Genomic DNA, 18,326 nt, shown 5'->3' with positions numbered 1-18,326 from the left:
TATTCGGCAGGCCCCCCGCAGGCGCCCCGCTCAGATCAGCTCAATCCCAGCTCCCGCCAGATCCGCATCACCGCTCGACGTTCGTCCTGGAACTGATCGCCGCCCACCACGCCCGGCTGCTTCTGCAGGGCCAGTCGGTGGGCCGCGGCGCGATAGGCCTTGTAGGCCTCCTGCAGCAGGCGAACTTCGTCGCACGGCAACAGGCCGGCCTGCGCGAGGCCGTCCAGAATCCGGATGTTGTCGGTGTAGCGCAACAGCTCGGGATGCTGGTGCGACCAGGCGAGGGCCGCATATTGCACCATAAATTCGATATCGACGATACCGCCGGCATCCTGCTTGAGATTGAAGGGGACCGTCGCCGCGAAGGCGTTTTCCGCCGTGCCGGCGGCCGTGCTCGCGGTGCCGAGGTTGGCGCGCATCTTCGCGCGCATCTCGCCGACCTCGCGGCGCAGGCCGTCCAGCTCGCGCGGGCAGGCCAGCACCCGGGCGCGCACCTGGTCGAAGGCGGCGGCCAGCCGCGGGCTGCCGACCAGCACCCGGGCACGCACCAGCGCCTGATGCTCCCAGGTCCAGGCCTCGTGCTCCTGATAGCGCAGGAAGGCGCCGAGCGAGCTGACCAGAAGCCCGGCATTGCCGCTCGGGCGCAGGCGCATGTCCACCTCGTAGAGCTGCCCGGAAGGGGTCTGCGCGGTGAGCAGGTGAACGATGCGCTGGCCCAGGCGGGTGAAGAACTGCGCGCCGTCGATCGGCTTGGCGCCGTCGGTCTCGGCCTGCGGGTCGCCGTCGTGGATGAACACCAGGTCCAAGTCCGAACCGTGGCCCAGCTCGATACCGCCGACCTTGCCGTAGCCGACGATGATGAAGTCCAGGTCGCAGGGACTGCCGTCGCCACGCCTGGGGTTGCCATGGCGGGCGACCATCTGCCGCCAGGCGAGCGTGAGCACCTGGTCGAGGATCGCCTCGGCCAGCCAGGTCAGGTAGTCGCTGACCTTCATCAACGGCAGGGTGCCGGCGATTTCCGAGGCGGCGACGCGCAGCCGGTGGGCCAGCTTGAAGTGGCGCAGCGCCTCCATCTGCTGCTCCAGGTCGTCCTCGGGGATGCGCAAGAGCAGCGCGTTCAGCTCGGCCGCCAGCTCCGCCTCCTGCGGCGGGCTGTACAGGCGCTCCTCGTTGAGCAGCTGATCGAGCAGCAGCGGGAAGCGGGTGATCTGCTCGGCGACCCACGGGCTGGCGGCGCAGAGGGCGAGCAGGCGCTGCAGGGCGCCGGGGTTTTCGGTGAGCAGCACCAGATAGGCGGAGCGCCGCGCCACCGCCTCGACCAGCGGCAGCACCCGCTCCAGCACCAGATCGGGGTCGTCCTGCTCCACCGCCAGGGCCAGCAGCTGCGGGATGAAGGCATCGAGCCGCTCGCGACCGAGGCGCTGCATGCTGCGCACCTGGCTGCCGCCGCGCAGCGCCGCGAGACGCTGGCAGACCTGTTGCGGATCGGCGAAGCCGGCCTCGGCCAGCTGCCGGCAGGCCGACGCCTCGTCCCCGGCGCTCTCCCACAACGGCAGCCATTGGGTGTCGACCGGCCGCTCCTCGGGCGCCTCGTCCTCGCCGGGCGCGGCGATCACCTGGCGGAAGTGCCAGTCGACCCGCTCGCGCCAGTGCGCCAGCCGGACGAGGAACGCCTCCCAGCCGGCACAGCCGAGCATGCAGGCGACCCGCGCCCGGTCGAGCTCGTTGTCGGGCAGCATCTGGGTCTGGCGATCGGCGATGGCCTGCAGGGCGTGCTCGGTGTAGCGCAGGAACTCGTAGCCCTCGCGCAGCTCGGCCACCACCGCCGGCGGCAGATAACCCTGCCCCTCGAGGGTCGCCAGCACCCTCAGCAGCGGCCGCTGCTGCAGGCTGCGGTCACGGCCGCCATGGATCAGCTGGAACACCTGGGCGACGAACTCCACCTCGCGGATGCCGCCGGCGCCCAGCTTGACGTTGTCCGCCATGCCCTTGCGGCGCACCTCCTGGCGGATCAGCTGCTTCATGTCGCGCAGCGCCTCGATCGCGGAGAAGTCCAGGTAACGCCGGTAGACGAACGGCTGCAGCATCTCCAGCAACTGGCGCCCGGCTTCGCGATCGCCGCCGACCACCCGCGCCTTGATCATCGCGTAGCGCTCCCAGTCGCGCCCCTGGTCCTGGTAGTACTGCTCCATGGCGTTGAAGCTGTAGACCAGCGGTCCGCTGGAGCCGTAGGGACGCAGGCGCATGTCGACGCGGAAGGCCTGGCCGTCCACGGTGATGGCATCCAGCGCCTTGATCAGCTTCTGGCCGAGACGGACGAAGAACTCCTGGTTGTCCAGATTGCGCCGCTCACCGTCGGTCTCGCCGCCCTCCGGGTAGGCGAAGATCAGGTCGATGTCCGAGGACAGGTTCAGCTCGCCGGCGCCCAGTTTGCCCATGCCGAGCACCACCAGTTGCTGCGGCAGCCCGGAGCGGCGCCCGCGCGGCGTGCCGAACTGCGTGCAGAGCCGCTCGTGCAGCCACTGACAGGCCAAGTCGATGCAGACGTCGGCGAGTTCGGAAAGATCGCGGCAGGTCTCGACCAGGTCCGCCTGGCGGGTGATGTCGCGCCAGACGATGCGCAGCTGCTGACGATGACGAAAGCGCCGCAGCCGCCGGCCCAGCTCCTCCTCGTCACCGCAGTCGGCGAGCAGCGCGGCGAGCTGTCCGCGCAGCTCGTCCGACGCCAGGGAGCGCTCCAGGGCACCGCTGTCGGCCAGTTGCAGGAGCATCGCCGGATCGCGCAAGGCCTGGGTGGCGACGAACTCGCTAGTCGCGCAGACCCGCACGAAGGCAGCGCGACATGCCGGCGACCAGCCGACAAGAGCGGTCGCCGAATCAGCGCCGAGCGCGGCGACGGCCTGTTCGAACGCTGCCAGGGCGCGCTCGCCCAGAGATTCCAGCGAGGGGGGAAGGGCGACCAGCGTAGGTAGGCTCATGCTTGTTTCCTGTGTTGGCCGGGCCGCTCCGCACGCGGCTCGAATCCCGGCCCATGAAGTGATTTTACAAAATTGCTCGGGAGGGGGCTGAAAGCGCCATCGTTTTGTAGTAAAACTACAAGACAGTCGGATCACCCGCCGACCTGCTAACAACAAACCCGCCGCCGCCCATAAGGCCGGCTGCGCATCCAGGCTCCCGACTCAAGGAAGCCTTCCGCTATGGAGCAAGACATGCAAGACATGCAAGACCTTGACCCCATCGAGACCCAGGAGTGGCTGGACTCGCTCGAATCCGTCCTCGACCACGAAGGTGAAGAGCGCGCCCACTATCTGCTGACCCGGATGGGCGAGCTGGCCACCCGCACGGGCACTCAGCTGCCCTACGCGATCACCACGCCCTATCGCAACACCATCCCGGTGACCCACGAAGCGCACATGCCCGGCGACCTGTTCATGGAACGCCGCATCCGCTCCCTGGTGCGTTGGAATGCGCTGGCCACGGTCATGCGGGCGAACAAGAAGGACCCGGACCTGGGTGGCCACATCTCCACCTTCGCGTCCAGCGCCACCCTCTACGATATCGGTTTCAACTATTTCTTTCAGGCGCCCACTGCCGAACATGGCGGCGATCTGATCTATTTCCAGGGCCACGCCTCTCCCGGCGTCTACGCCCGCGCCTTCCTTGAAGGCCGCCTCAGCGAGGCACAGCTGGAAAACTACCGGCAGGAAGTCGACGGCAACGGCCTGTCCTCCTACCCGCACCCGCACCTGATGCCGGACTTCTGGCAGTTCCCCACCGTCTCCATGGGCCTGGGCCCGATCCAGGCGATCTACCAGGCGCGCTTCATGAAGTACCTGGAAGACCGCGGCTTCATCACCCCCGGCAAGCAGAAAGTCTGGTGCTTCATGGGCGACGGCGAGTGCGACGAGCCGGAATCACTCGGTGCCATCGCCCTGGCCGGCCGCGAGAAGCTGGACAACCTGATCTTCGTCATCAACTGCAACCTGCAGCGCCTCGACGGCCCGGTGCGCGGCAACGGCAAGATCATCCAGGAACTCGAAGGCGTGTTCCGCGGCGCCCAGTGGAACGTCAACAAGGTGGTCTGGGGCCGCTTCTGGGACCCGCTGTTCGCCAAGGACCATGCCGGCCTGCTGCAGCAGCGCATGGACGAGGTGGTCGACGGCGACTACCAGAACTACAAGGCCAAAGACGGCGCCTTCGTGCGCAAGCATTTCTTCGGCGCGCGCCCCGAGCTGCTGGAGATGGTCAAAGAGATGTCCGACGAGGACATCTGGAAGCTCAACCGTGGCGGCCACGACCCCTACAAGGTCTATGCCGCCTATCACCAGGCGGTCAACCACAAGGGCCAGCCGAGCGTGATCCTCGCCAAGACCATCAAGGGCTACGGCACCGGTGCCGGCGAGGCGAAGAACATCGCCCACAACGTGAAGAAGGTCGATGTCGAGAGCCTCAAACTGTTCCGCGACAAGTTCGACATCCCGCTGAAGGACGAGGAGCTGGAAAGCCTGCCGTTCTACCGGCCGGACGAGAACAGCCCGGAAATGAAGTACCTGCGCAGCCGCCGCGAGGCCCTGGGCGGCTTCGTGCCGCAGCGCCGCAGCAAGAGCATCAGCATTCCGACCCCGCCGCTGGACACCCTCAAGGCGATCCTCGACGGCACCGGCGACCGCGAAATCTCCACTACCATGGCCTTCGTGCGGATCCTCGCGCAGCTGGTCAAGGACAAGGAGCTGGGCTCGCGTATCGTGCCGATCATCCCCGACGAGGCGCGCACCTTCGGCATGGAAGGCATGTTCCGCCAGCTCGGCATCTACTCCTCGGTCGGCCAGCTCTACGAGCCGGTGGACAAGGACCAGGTGATGTTCTACCGCGAGGACAAGAAGGGCCAGATCCTCGAGGAAGGCATCAACGAGGCCGGCGCCATGTCCAGCTGGATCGCCGCGGCGACCTCGTACAGCAACCACAACCAGCCGATGCTGCCGTTCTACGTCTACTACTCGATGTTCGGCTTCCAGCGCATCGGCGACCTGGCCTGGGCGGCCGGCGACAGCCAGGCGCGCGGCTTCCTGATCGGCGGCACCGCCGGACGCACCACGCTGAACGGCGAAGGCCTGCAGCACGAGGACGGTCACAGCCACATCATGGCCTCGACCATCCCCAACTGCCGCACCTACGATCCGACCTATGCCTACGAGATGGCGGTGATCATCCGCGAAGGCATCCGTCAGATGACCGAAGAGCAGCAGAACGTCTTCTTCTACCTCACCGCGATGAACGAAGCCTACGCCCAGCCGGCCATGCCGGAAGGCGTCGAGCAGGGCATCATCCGGGCATGTACCTGCTTGAGGAAGACAAGCGCGACGCCGCGCATCACGTCCAGCTGCTCGGCTGCGGCACCATCCTGCGCGAAGTGCGCGAAGCGGCGAAGATCCTCCGCGAGGACTACAACATCGCCGCCGACGTGTGGAGCGTGACCAGCTTCAACGAGCTGCGCCGCGACGGCCTGGCCGTGGAGCGCCGCAACCGCCTGCATCCGGAGCAGAAGCCCGAGCTGAGCTACGTCGAGCAGTGCCTGAACGGCCGCAAGGGGCCGGTGGTGGCTTCCACCGACTACATGAAGCTGTTCGCCGACCAGATCCGCCAGTGGGTTCCGAGCAAGGAATACAAGGTGCTCGGCACCGACGGCTTCGGCCGCAGCGACAGCCGCAAGAAGCTGCGTCACTTCTTCGAGGTGGACCGCTACTGGGTGGTGCTGGCCACGCTGGAAGCGCTGGCCGATCGCGGCGACATCGAACCCAAGGTGGTCGCCGAGGCCATCGCCAAGTTCGGTATCGATCCCGACAAGCGCAACCCCCTGGACTGCTGAGGAGAGCCATCGTGAGCGAAATCATCCGCGTACCCGATATCGGCGGCGATGGGGAAGTCATCGAGCTGCTGGTCAAGGCCGGCGACCTCATCGAGGTCGAGCAGGGTCTGGTGGTGCTGGAGTCCGCCAAGGCCAGCATGGAAGTCCCCAGCCCCAGGGCCGGGAAGGTCAAGAACGTGACCGTCAAGCTGGGCGACAAGCTCAAGGAAGGCGACGCGATCATCGAGCTGGAAGCCGCCGCCGGTGCCGAGGCGCCGGCCGCTGCGGCCGCGGTGCCTACCGCGCCGACCCAGGCCGTCGATGAAGCCGAGGCACCCTCCGCCGGCGCTGCCGCCGAACCCGCTCCCGCCGCTCCGGCCGCCGCCGTGAGCCAGGAAATCCGGGTTCCCGACATCGGCTCGGCCGGCAAGGCGAAGATCATCGAAGTGCTGGTCAAGGCCGGCGACGAAGTCCAGGCCGAGCAGTCGCTGATCGTGCTGGAGTCCGACAAGGCCAGCATGGAGATTCCCTCCCCGGCCGCCGGCCTGGTCGAGAGCGTCGCCATCGCCCTGAACGACGAAGTCGGCACCGGCGATCTGATCCTCACCCTGCGTACCGCCGGCGCTGCCGCGGCGCCGGCCGCCAAGGCGCCGGCTCCCGCAGCCCCCGCACCGGCAGCGGCACCGGTCCAGCAGGCTCCGGCCGCTCCGGCAGCGGCCCCGGCCGCAGCGCCGGCACCGGTCGGCGCACCGACTCGCAACGGCGCCAAGGTGCATGCCGGTCCGGCCGTGCGCCAACTGGCCCGCGAGTTCGGCGTCGACCTGGCGGCGGTGAACGCCAGCGGTCCGCGCGGGCGCGTCCTCAAGGAGGACGTGCAGGTCTACGTCAAGGCCATGATGCTGAAAGCCAAGGAAGCGCCGGCCGCCGGCACGACCGGTGGTGCCGGCATCCCGCCGATTCCGGCGGTCGACTTCGCCAAGTACGGCGAGATCGAAGAGGTGCCGATGACCCGCCTGATGCAGGTCGGCGCCGCCAACCTGCACCGCAGCTGGCTGAACGTACCGCACGTGACCCAGTTCGACTCGGCCGACATCACCGAGCTGGAAGCCTTCCGTGTCGCGCAGAAGGCCGTCGCCGAGAAGGCCGGGGTCAAGCTGACCGTGCTGCCGCTGCTGCTCAAGGCCTGCGCCTACCTGCTCAAGGAGCTGCCGGACTTCAACAGCTCCCTGGCCCCCGGCGGCCAGGCAGTGATCCGCAAGAAGTACGTGCACATCGGCTTCGCCGTGGACACGCCGGACGGCCTCTTGGTGCCGGTGATCCGCAACGTCGACCAGAAGAGTCTGCTGCAGCTGGCCGCCGAGGCCGCCGAGCTGGCGGAGAAGGCGCGCACCAAGAAGCTCGGCGCCGACGCCATGCAGGGTGCCTGCTTCACCATCTCCAGCCTCGGCCACATCGGCGGCACCGGCTTCACGCCGATCGTCAACGCGCCGGAAGTGGCGATCCTCGGGGTCTCCAAGGCCACGATGCAGCCGGTGTGGGACGGCAAGGCCTTCCAGCCGCGCCTGATGCTGCCGCTGTCGCTGTCCTACGACCACCGGGTGATCAACGGCGCCGCCGCGGCGCGCTTCACCAAGCGCCTCAGCGACGTGCTGGCGGATATCCGCTCGCTGCTGCTGTGAGCTTCCCTTAAAGAGCGAGCCCGCTACGCTCTTTAATCTTCGGCCCCGCCCTCGTGGCGGGGCTTTTTTATTTCCGCGCTAGTGTGGTGAATCACAACTACTCAGGATAAGTCTTGTCTACCGCGGAGCTGACAGAGTTCTTTCGGAAGACATGCGATGAAAACAGGCCGCCCAGCCGTTCGGATCGAACTGACCGAACAAGAGCATGCCGAACTCACCCGCCGCCGAGCCAGGCACAAGGGGCCTGCCGATATGCAGCTGCGCGCCGAGATCATTCTGTCCTGCGCTCGAGGCGAGTCCGGCTCTTCCATTGCTCGACGGCTTGGCATTACGGCGCAAACCGTTTCGAGGTGGCGCCTTCGCTTCGCCCGTTTGGGCCTGCAAGGCCTCAATGACGAGCCGCGCTCAGGCCGCCCACGCAGCATCAGTGATGAAAAGGTCCAGGAAGTGGTCGACCGGGTGCGGCAGACCAGGCCCGACGATGCCAGTCATTGGAGCTCGCGCCGGATGAGCAAGGCCACCCATATTTCACCGGCGAGCGTACAGCGTATCTGGCGAGCCTTCGGGCTCAAGCCCCACCTGGAGCACACCTTCAAGCTGTCCACCGATCCTGCCTTTGTCGACAAGGTGCAGGATATCGTCGGGCTCTATCTAAATCCCCCTGATAAAGCGCTGGTACTGTGTGTCGATGAGAAAAGCCAGATCCAGGCGCTCAATCGAACACAGCCGGGGCTGCCGTTGGAGCCTGGGTATCCGGCGACCCGTACCCATGATTATCAGCGCCATGGCACGACGTCCTTGTTTGCCGCCCTGGATGTGGCCACCGGCGAGGTGATCGGACGTCTCAAGCGCCGTCACCGCAGCGCAGAATTCCTGGAGTTTCTCAGGGCCATCGAGGAAACGGTCAAGAGCGACAAGGCCATCCACCTGATCATGGATAACTATGCCGTGCACAAGACCGACAAGGTGCGTGCCTGGCTTGTCGCGCACCCGCGTTATCACGTGCATTTCACCCCGACGTCTGCGTCATGGCTGAATCGGGTGGAGCGCTTTTTCTCGATGCTCACCCAGAAGTGGATAAAGCGCCAGGCCCATACCAGCGTGAAGGATCTCGAGCAGTCCATCGAGTATTACCTGGCGACCTACAACCAGAATCCAAGGCCTTTCCGCTGGAGTAAGGGAGCAGGTGAAATCCTGGCCTCTGTCGGCAGGGCTGCTCGAGCCTTGCAAAGAAATAATAATGAAGCGAACTTGTGATTCACCACACTAGGATAGTCGGCGATGCCTCGTCGACCCCCAAGGAGAACTCCCATGGTGCTGCGCTCGCAGATTCTCGCCCACAAGCTGGCCCTGCCCGATCCCGCCCAGGCGCTGCCCGGACGCACCGAAGCCATGCCGGTGCCGGCGGCCCACTACGTCAACGGCCACCCCCTGAAGCCGCCCTTCCCGGCCGGACTGCAGCAGGCGCTGTTCGGCCTCGGCTGCTTCTGGGGCGCCGAGCGGCGCTTCTGGCAGCAGCCGGGGGTGTGGAGCACGGCGGTCGGCTATGCCGGCGGCCTCACGCCGAACCCGACCTACGAGGAGGTCTGCTCCGGCCTGACCGGGCACACCGAGGTGGTACTGGTGGTGTTCGATCCGCAGGAGACCGACTACCAGACGCTGCTGAAGACCTTCTGGGAAATCCACAACCCGACCCAGGGCATGCGCCAGGGCAACGACATCGGCACCCAGTACCGCTCGGCGATCTACTGCTTCGACGCTGCCCAGCGCGCCGCTGCCGAGGCCAGCCGGGAGCGCTTCCAGGCGGAACTGGCGAAGGCCGGCTACGGCCCGGTCACCACGGAGATCGCCGACGCCCCGCCCTTTTACTACGCCGAGGAGTATCACCAGCAGTACCTGGCGAAGAACCCCGGCGGCTACTGCGGGCTGGGCGGCACCGGCGTCTGCCTGCCGCCGGCCTGAGGCCGACGGCGGGTCGCTCCCTACGGCTTGCGGCCCTTGCGCCCGGTCGCCTGGGCGCCGGGCTTGGTGGCCGGTTTGGCGGCGAACGGCTGCTCCTCGATCAGCCAGTCCAGCCGCCAGTCGCCCTGGCTCTGCGCCAGGCGCTCGGCCAGCCAAGGCAAGAGCTGGCGCAGCTCTTCCTCCAGTCCCCACGGCGGGTTGGCGATCGCCAGGCCCGAGCCGTTCAGACGCTGCGCCTCATCGGCCGGATGCACGTAGAGCTCGGCGCGCAGCAACGTGGGCGCGCCGCTCTTCTGCAGGTCCTGATAGAAGCGTTTGAGCTGGCGCAGGTCCTTGATCGGATACCAGATCGCCACCACCGTCTGACGCATGCGCCCGATCGCCTCCTGCAGCGCCTGGGCACAGCGCTCCAGTTCGTCGGTCTGCTCGAAGGGCGGATCGATCAACAGCAGGGCGCGCTTCTCCGCCACCGGCAGCAGGGCGCGCGGAAGGTGCCAGCCCTCGCCCCGATGCACCGCGACGCGCCGGTCGCCGGCCATGTTCTCCTTGAGCAGACGGCCGTCCTCGGGGTGCTTCTCGTTGAGCTGCAGGCGGTCCTGCGGGCGGGTCAGGCGGCGCGCCAGCTCGGGCGAGCCGGGATAGTGGCGCAGCACGCCGTCGGCGTTCATCTCGCGGACTACGTTCAGGTAGTCGGCGGCCGGCGCGGGCAGGTCCGCCGCGTCCCACAGGCGGGCGATGCCCTCCAGCCACTCGCCGGTGCGGCTGGCCGCATCACCCTGCAGGTCGTAGAGGCCGACGCCGGCATGGCTGTCGAGGTAGGCGAAGGGGGCCTCCTTGCGCGCCAGCAGGGCGATCAGGCGGGCCAGGGTCAGGTGTTTCAGGACATCGGCATGGTTGCCGGCATGGAAGGCGTGGCGGTAATTCATGGCAGGCGGACTCCTCGGGCCGCACAGTTTACCCGCTTGCCGACCGACTCAAGCAGTCGCCTGCGCAGGAGAACCCCGCAGCAGTTCGAGCAGGCGCTCCAGCGCGGCGTGTACGGGCGTGTCGCGGCGGCGCACCAGCAGCGTCGGCGCCGCCGCCAAGTCGGCCTCGATCGGCCGCCAGCGCACCAGCTGGCCACGCGGATGCAGCTCCAGCAGGCTGCGCGGCAGCAGGCCGACCCCCATCCCGGCGGCAGCGGCGCCGAGGATCGCGTCGATCGAGCCGTAGCTCTGCCGCGCGCCGACCTGCAGGCGGTGGCGCTCGCTCCAGCGCTCCAGGCGCTCGCGGTAGTGGCAGCCGCTGGGAAAGCCGAGCAGGGTCACCGGCGCCTGCGCCAGGGACTCGGGAGCCAGCCCTTCCGGCAGCACCAGCACCAGCTCCTCGTGCCAGATCGCCTCGCCGTGCAGCCGCGGGTCCTCGTGGGGACCGCCGATCAGCGCGGCGTCCAGGCGTCCGGCAAGCACCTCGCCGAGCAGATGGCCGCTGGTACCGGTCACTAGGCTCAGGTCGAGCCGCGGCGCCTCCCGGTGGAGGGCGGCCAGCACCTCCGGCAGGCGCACCGCGGCGGTGGACTCCATCGAACCCAGGCGCAGCTCGCCGGCCCACAGGTCTTCCTGGACGCTGCTCCAGGCCACCCGGCAGAGCTGCTCCAGCTGCTCGGCATGGGGCAGCAGACGGGTTCCCGCCGGGGTCAGGCGCAGGCGCTGCGCCTGGCGCTGGAACAGTGCGACGCCGAGCTGCGCCTCCAGCTGGCGCAGCCGCGCGGAAACGTTCGACGGCACGCAGTGCAGCTCCTGGGCCGCACCGATCAGCGAACCGCAGCGGCTGACCGCGAGGAAATGGCGCAGCAGCTGGGGATTGAGTCGCTCCCAGGAAGACATGGGCACCTCGACAGCATCAAAAGTGAAAAACGGCTTCAGTATTTTTCACTGGCAGTATTTCCGGAGCAATCGCTAAGGTAAACGAAAAACCACAAGAGAGCCTCGCCCATGAGCGCACCGCCCCGTCAGATCTTCCTCGCCCTGCTGGGTGGCAGCGCCGCGCTGGTGGTGGTGCACGCCCTCGGCCGCTTCGCCTTCACCCCGCTCTTGCCGCATTTTCTCGCCGACGGCCTGCTCGATCTGCAGCAGGGCTCGCAGCTGGCGACCTGGAACTACGTCGGCTACCTGCTCGGCGCCCTGCTCGCCCTGCTCCTCCACGCCCCGGCGCGGCTGCGCCCGGGCTTGTTTCTGGCTCTGCTGCTGAACGCCCTGCTGACCCTGGCGCAGTGCTTCGCCGGCGACTATGCGCTGCTGCTGGTCCTGCGCCTGGCCAATGGCATCAGCAACGGCGTGGTGTTCGTCCTCGCCCCGGCGCTGGTCCTCGAATGGCTGGCCAGCCGGCAGCGCGCCGGACTGAGCGGCCTGGTCTATCTCGGCTTCGCCGCCGGCCTGCTGCTCTCCAACGGCCTGGCCAACTGGCCGGCCGAGTCGCTCGCCGGCGCCCGGCGCTGGCTGCCGATGGCCGCCCTGGCCGTCCCCCTGGCGCTGCTCGGCATCTGGCTGCTCGCCCGCCTGCAGCTGCCGCCACGACCGGCAGGCAGCGCAAGCAAAGGTACGCCATCCGCCACGCCACTGTTCGACCGGGCCAGCACGCCGCTGTTTCTCGCCTACGCCGGCGCCGGCCTCGGCTACATCCTGCCGATGACCTTCCTGCCGACCCTGGCCCGCGAGCAGCTGCCGGCCGGCGACCCGCTGCTCGAAGGCGCCTGGCGCTGGACCGCCATCGCCTGCCTGCTGTCGATCCCGCTGTGGAACCACCTGGGCACGCGCCTCGGCGACCGTCGCGCGCTGCTCGCCAGCTACGCCCTGCAGGCCCTCGGCGCCGCCGCGCCGCTGCTCTGGCCGGGCGCGACCGGCGTGCTGCTCTGCGCCCTGCTGGTGGGCGGGACCTTCGTCGGCAGCGTGCTGCTGACCCAGCGCCTGGCGCGCAGCCTGCAACCGCATCAGGGGCCGCGCCTGTCCGCCGCACTGATCGCCCTGTACGGCGGCGCCCAGCTCGCCGGCCCTGGCTGGCCGGGCTGTGGATCGGCCAGGGCGGCAGCCTGACGCAAAGCTTCGCCCTCGGCGCCGGCGCCCTGCTCTGGGCGCTCGCCTGGACCTGGCTGATTCCCCTCCACCCCCTGCACAAGGAAATCCAGCAATGCCCTACGTGAACATCAAGATCACCCGCGAAGGCGCGACCGCCGAACAGAAACGCCAGCTCATCGAAGGTGCCACCCGCCTGCTGGTCGAGGTGCTGGGCAAGAACCCGGCGACCACCGTGGTGGTGATCGACGAGGTGGACACCGACAACTGGGGCATCGGCGGCATCCCGGTCACCGAGCGCCGGCGCGGCGAGGGCCAGCCGCCGAAATGACCCCGCAGCGTGCGCCGGCCGGCCCTCCCGGCCGGCACCGCAGACAGCCTGCAACCCCTCTCCCGACGCCCCGAAAACGATCGGCCCGACAGTCGCCCCTCCCGCCCCGATACCGCCGAACTTATCCTTTGACAGTCGGTCGAGACAGCGGCTTTAATCCATTGGCACGACTGATGCATATATGCGCTTGATTGCTTTTGCCGGCCGACCTGGAGACCTCCCGTTTTGGATGCCGCCACCATCGATACCCTGTTCCTGATCGGCGCACTGCTGGTGGGCTCCAGCATCCTGCTCAGCTCCCTGTCCACCCGTCTCGGCATCCCGATCCTGGTGATCTTCCTCGCCGTGGGCATGCTCGCCGGGGTCGACGGTATCGGCGGCATCGCTTTCGACGACTATTCCCTGGCCTTTTTGGTCGGCAACCTGGCGCTGGCGATCATCCTCCTCGACGGCGGCATGCGCACCCGCGCCGCCACCTTCCGCGTGGCGCTCTGGCCGGCGGTGTCGCTGGCCACCGTGGGCGTGGCGGTCACCTCCGGCCTGACCGGACTGGCCGCCGCCTGGCTGTTCGACCTCAGCCTGCTGCAGGGCCTGTTGATCGGCGCCATCGTCGGTTCCACCGATGCCGCGGTGGTGTTCAACCTGCTCAACGGCAAGGGCCTCAACGAGCGGGTCGGCGCCACCCTGGAAATCGAGTCGGGCAGCAACGACCCGATGGCGGTGTTCCTCACCGTGACCCTGATCGGGATGCTCGCCTCCGGACGGACCGGTTTCGGCTGGGACGTGCTGACCAGCCTCCTAGAGCAGTTCGGCATCGGCATCGCCCTCGGCCTCGGCGGCGGCTGGCTGCTGCTGCAAACGATCAACCGCCTCACCGTCGCCGAAGGCCTCTATCCGCTCTTGGCGGTCAGCGGCGGCATCATGATCTACGCGCTGGCCACCACGATCGGCGGCAGCGGCATCCTCGCCGTCTACGTCTGCGGCCTGCTGATGGGCAACCGGCCGATCCGCAACCGCCACGGCATCCTGCACATGTTCGACGGCCTGGCCTGGCTCAGCCAGATCGGCATGTTTCTGGTCCTCGGCCTGCTGCTCACGCCCAGTGCGCTGCTGCCCATCGCCGTGCCGGCGCTGGCCCTGTCGCTGTGGATGATCCTCGTCGCCCGCCCGCTGTCGGTGTTCCTCGGCCTGCTGCCGTTTCGCAACTTCAACCTGCGCGAGCGGCTGTTCATCTCCTGGGTCGGCCTGCGCGGCGCGGTGCCGGTGATCCTCGCGGTCTTCCCGCTGATGGCCGGGCTGCCGCAGGCGAACCTGTACTTCAACGTGGCCTTCTTCATCGTGCTGGTCTCGCTGCTGCTACAGGGCACCACCCTCGGCTGGGCGGCGCGCAAGGCGCGGGTCGAGGTGCCGCCCTCGCCTACGCCGATCTCGCGGACCGGCCTGCAGATCCACCCCACCAGCCAGTGGGAGCTGTTCATCTATCGCCTGAGCGCCAGCAAGTGGTGCATTGGCGCCGCCCTGCGCGACCTGAAGATGCCCGACGGCACGCGCATCGCCGCGCTGTTCCGCGGCCGCCAGCTGCTCCACCCGTCCGGCAGCACCCGCCTGGAGGTCGGCGACCTGCTCTGCGTGATCGGTCATGAGGACGACCTGCCGAGCCTCGGCAAGCTGTTCAGCCAGCCGCCCAAGCGCGGCCAGGACCTGCGCTTCTTCGGCGACTTCGTGCTCGAGGGCGATGCCGAGCTGTCCGCCCTGGCGGCGCTCTACGGCCTGAAGCTCGACGGCATCGACGGCAACCAGTCGCTCGGCCGTTTCATCGCCGGGCTGATCGGCGGCCATCCGGTGGTCGGCGACCATGTCGACTGGAACGGCCTGACCTGGACCGTGGCCGCCACCGAGGGCGACCGGGTCCGCAAGGTCGGCCTGAAGTTTCCCGAGGACGCCAACCGTCCGGGACCGGCCCTGTTCCTGTGAGGTGAGCTCGTCGGACGGGGGTGCGAAAAAGGCCTCGTTTGTTACACTGGGGCCTTTTTCAGCCGAAAGACCCAGACGCCATGACTGTTTCGCGTTCCCTGTTCAGCGTTCTTCTTCTCGCGCTCTGCTTACAGATTCCCGGCCTCCAGGCCGCCGAGCCGCCCAGCCGCAAGACCGTGCAGGCCAGCCTGGATAGCCTGGCCGAACGCAAGCTGGCGGAGGCCGAACAGGCCACCGTCAAGCAGCAGCTCGAGCAGACTCTGATCCAGCTCGATCTCCTCCAGGAGAGCGAGCAGGCGATGGACGAGCTCAAACGCCAGCTGACCGCCGCACCGCAGCAGACCAAGGCCGCCCAGCGCGAGCTGGCCAGCCTCAAGGACACCGCGCAGAAGCCGGTGACCGCGCCGAACGGCAATACTTCGCTGCCGCGGCTGATGGACCTGCTGACCACCCGCAACGGCCAGATGGCCGAGTGGCAGCAGGCGTTGAACGACGCCAACACCCTGCTGGTCAGCTCGCAGACCCGGCCCGAGCGGGCCCAGACGGAGATCGCCGCCAACCTGGCGCGCGCCCTGGAAATCAACACGCTCCTCAAGAGCGGCAAGCAGGACGGCAAGGCGCTGACGCCCGAAGGCCGCAACCTGCTGGAGGCCGAACTGGCCGCCCTGGACGCCAAGACCGCCCTGCGCCGCCAGGAGCTGGCCGGCAACAGCCAGCTCCTGGAGCTGGGCGCCAGCCAGCGCGACCTGCTGCAGGAGCGCATCCAGCGCCTGGCCCAGGAAATCGCCGCCCTGCAGGCGGTGGTCAACGAGAAGCGCAAGGCGATGTCCGAGGAAACCTTCGCCGCGCTCTCCCGCGATGCCAGCGCGGCCGGCTCCGACAGCCTGCTGGCCAAGGAAACCGCAGCGAACCTGAAGCTGTCCGACGCCCTGCTGCGCACCACCGACCGCCTCAACGAGCGGACCCGGCAGAACCTGGAAACCAAGCACACCCTGGACACCCTCAGCCAAAACCAGCAGGCCCTCGAGGAGCAGATCGAGGTGCTGCGCGGCAGCCTGCTGCTGGCCAAGATCCTCTTCCAGCAGAAGCTCTCCCTGCCCCAGGTGCAGATCGACGGCCGTCTCGCCGACGAGATCGGCGACATCCGCCTCTACCAGTTCGAGCTCGGCCAGAAGCGCAGCGACATCAGCGACCCCGAGAGCTACGTCGATCGCCTGCTGGCCAAGCAGGCCGCCGACGGGGAAGCGCCGGTCGATCCGGCGCTGCGCGGTGACCTGCTGGAGCTGGTCAACAGCCGCAGCGAGCTGATCGAACGTCTCGATCACGAACTCAACGCCCTGCTCAACGAAGAGATCACCCTGCAGCTGAACCAGAAGCAGCTGCTCGACACCGCCGAGAAGGTGGGCGCCACCCTCGAGGAGCAGCTGTTCTGGATTCCCAGCAACAAGCCGATCGATCTGGACTGGCTGAAAGCCACGCCCGAACGCCTGCAGGACCAGGTCACCGAGATCTCCTGGAAGACCATCTTCAAGGACCTGGGCGCGGGGCTGATCCAGCGCCCCTGGGTCTTCCTGCCGCTGCTGCTGCTGATCGGCGTGCTGCTCTGGCAGCGCGGAGCCATCACCCGCAAGCTCGAGGCGATGCACGCCGACATCGGCCACTACCGCCGCGACAGCCAGCGGCACACCCCGCTGGCGCTGCTCTTCAACCTGCTGCTGGCGCTGCCCGGAACCTTGTTTCTGGCCCTCGGCGGCTACACCCTGCAGATGGACGCCCGCGGCCAGAACCCCTACCTGGGCGCCGCGCTGAACGACATGGCGCTGGCTTGGCTGGTGCTCTACAGCACCTACAAGATCCTCGCCCCCGGCGGCGTGGCCGAACTGCACTTCGGCTGGGCACGGCCGCAGGTCGCCTTCCTGCGCAAGCAGGTGCGCCGCTTCACCATCGTGGTCCTGGCCCTGATCGGGGTGGTCGGCTTCGCCCGCAACCAGCCGGGTGCCCTGGACAACGACGTGCTCGGCATCCTCGTGCTGCTGTCCGGCTATGCGCTGATGGCCTGGCTGCTGAGCAAGCTCCTGCTGCGCGGCCCGGCCAGCCAGAACGCCTCGCCGGTCAACCTGCTGATCGGCCTGCTGTTCACCCTGCTGCCGATCGGCCTGATCCTCGGCCTGGTGCTCGGCTACTACTACACCGCCCTGCGGCTCAGCGACCGCCTGGTGCAGACTCTCTACGTGCTGCTGCTCTGGGCGCTGGTCGAGGCCACCGTGGTGCGCGGCCTGGCGGTGGCGGCCCGCCGCCTGGCCTATCAGCGCGCGCTGGCCAAGCGCCAGAATGCCGCGGCCGAAGGCGCCGAGGTCGGCGAGCCGACGGAGGAGCCGACCCTGGATATCGAACAGGTTAACCAGCAATCGCTGCGCCTGATCCGCCTGGTCCTGTTCGGCGTGCTGCTGAGCGCCCTGTACTGGGTCTGGGCCGACCTGCTCTCGGTGGTCGACTACCTGGACAACATCACCCTGTACGAATTCACCAGCGGCACCGGCGCCGCCGCCAGCCTGGTGCCGATCAGCCTGCGCGACGTGCTCGCCGCCCTGCTGATCGGCACCATCACCGTGGTCCTGGCGCGCAACCTGCCAGGCCTGCTGGAGATGCTGATCCTCTCGCGCCTGCAGCTGGCGCAGGGCAGTTCCTACGCCACCACGACCCTGCTGTCCTACGCCATCTACGGCTTCGGTCTGGTCACCGCGCTGTCCATCCTCGGGGTCAGCTGGGACAAGCTGCAGTGGCTGGTCGCCGCGCTCTCGGTGGGCATCGGCTTCGGCATGCAGGAGATCATCGCCAACTTCATCTCCGGCCTGATCATCCTCTTCGAGCGCCCGGTGCGCATCGGCGACACGGTGACGGTCGGCGGCGTCAGCGGCTCGGTGAACCGCATCCGCATCCGCGCCACCCACATCATCGATGCCGACCGCAAGGTGGTGGTGGTGCCGAACAAGACCTTCATCACCAGCCAGCTGATCAACTGGACCCTGAGCGACACCGTCACCCGCCTGGTGCTCAAGATCGGCGTCGGTTACGGCTCGGATCTGGACCTGGTGCGCGACCTGCTCTACCAAGCCGCCGACGAGAACCCGCGGGTGATGCGCGAGCCGCCGCCGCTGGTGCTGTTCCAGAGCTTCGGCGAGAGCACCCTGGACCACGACCTGATCATCCACGTGCGCGAACTGGCCGACCGCGGCCGCGCCACCGACGAGATCAACCGGCGCATCGACGAGCTGTTCCGCGAGCACCACATCGACATCGCCTTCCGCCAGGTCGACGTGTTCGTCAAGAACGCCAAGGGCCAGGAGCAGCAACTCAAGGGCGACGAGGTGCAGGCGGCCGCCGGCGCCGCAGCGGAAAAGCCGGCGATGCTGCCCGCTCCGGCGGGCAAGGCTTGATTCCGCAGGCAAACGCGCGTGTCATGGTGAGCCATCCAGGTCGTGCCG

9 protein-coding genes and 2 pseudogenes are annotated in these 18,326 nt (G+C 68.0%); 8 read left to right on the top strand and 3 right to left on the bottom strand.

The genetic code is table 11. The features are described from left to right. Window positions 1-35: 35 nt before the first annotated feature. Window positions 36-2,978, bottom strand: coding sequence for a bifunctional [glutamate--ammonia ligase]-adenylyl-L-tyrosine phosphorylase/[glutamate--ammonia-ligase] adenylyltransferase (gene glnE / locus Atro_RS17195; RefSeq protein ID WP_497924195.1), 2,943 nt, complete (start codon window positions 2,976-2,978; stop codon window positions 36-38). A 240-nt stretch (window positions 2,979-3,218) separates the two neighbouring features. Here glnE and aceE point away from each other — a divergent pair. The 4 genes and pseudogenes from aceE (at window position 3,219) to msrA (ending at window position 9,486) form a co-directional block, all read left to right on the top strand. Beyond that, window positions 3,219-5,866, top strand: a pseudogene (gene aceE / locus Atro_RS17190) (pyruvate dehydrogenase (acetyl-transferring), homodimeric type). 11 nt (window positions 5,867-5,877) lie between these two features. Then, window positions 5,878-7,524 (top strand): dihydrolipoyllysine-residue acetyltransferase, encoded by a 1,647-nt coding sequence (aceF, locus tag Atro_RS17185; RefSeq protein ID WP_497924194.1) that lies wholly within the window; start codon window positions 5,878-5,880, stop codon window positions 7,522-7,524. Between the two features lie 156 nt (window positions 7,525-7,680). Continuing rightward, entirely contained in the window at window positions 7,681-8,781 is a 1,101-nt protein-coding gene (locus tag Atro_RS17180) for an IS630 family transposase (protein ID WP_497922317.1), read from the top strand. Window positions 8,782-8,835: 54 nt separating this feature from the next. Further along, window positions 8,836-9,486: a peptide-methionine (S)-S-oxide reductase MsrA gene (gene msrA, locus Atro_RS17175; protein ID WP_497924192.1), complete on the top strand. Its 651-nt coding sequence runs from the start codon at window positions 8,836-8,838 to the stop codon at window positions 9,484-9,486. A 20-nt stretch (window positions 9,487-9,506) separates the two neighbouring features. On the opposite strand, the gene Atro_RS17170 is transcribed toward msrA, so the two are convergent. Next, entirely contained in the window at window positions 9,507-10,412 is a 906-nt protein-coding gene (locus Atro_RS17170; RefSeq protein ID WP_497924190.1) for a 23S rRNA (adenine(2030)-N(6))-methyltransferase RlmJ, read from the bottom strand. 48 nt (window positions 10,413-10,460) lie between these two features. Continuing rightward, window positions 10,461-11,351 (bottom strand): LysR family transcriptional regulator, encoded by an 891-nt coding sequence (locus Atro_RS17165; RefSeq protein WP_497924188.1) that lies wholly within the window; start codon window positions 11,349-11,351, stop codon window positions 10,461-10,463. Between the two features lie 108 nt (window positions 11,352-11,459). Between Atro_RS17165 and Atro_RS17160 the strand changes: the two are divergent. From Atro_RS17160 to mscK, 4 genes and pseudogenes are all read left to right on the top strand, one after another. Beyond that, window positions 11,460-12,664, top strand: a pseudogene (locus tag Atro_RS17160) (YbfB/YjiJ family MFS transporter). Then, entirely contained in the window at window positions 12,652-12,867 is a 216-nt protein-coding gene (locus Atro_RS17155) for a 2-hydroxymuconate tautomerase family protein (RefSeq protein ID WP_497924187.1), read from the top strand. Before Atro_RS17160 ends, Atro_RS17155 begins: the two are co-directional and overlap by 13 nt. Window positions 12,868-13,092: 225 nt before the next feature. After that, entirely contained in the window at window positions 13,093-14,841 is a 1,749-nt protein-coding gene (locus Atro_RS17150; protein WP_497924185.1) for a potassium/proton antiporter, read from the top strand. 80 nt (window positions 14,842-14,921) lie between these two features. Further along, complete coding sequence (mscK, locus tag Atro_RS17145; protein WP_497924183.1) at window positions 14,922-18,278, top strand: mechanosensitive channel MscK; 3,357 nt, start codon at window positions 14,922-14,924, stop codon at window positions 18,276-18,278. Window positions 18,279-18,326: the final 48 nt, after the last annotated feature.

The organism is Azotobacter tropicalis (assembly GCF_059739045.1).
This window is presented reverse-complemented; position numbering and strand designations above follow the sequence as displayed.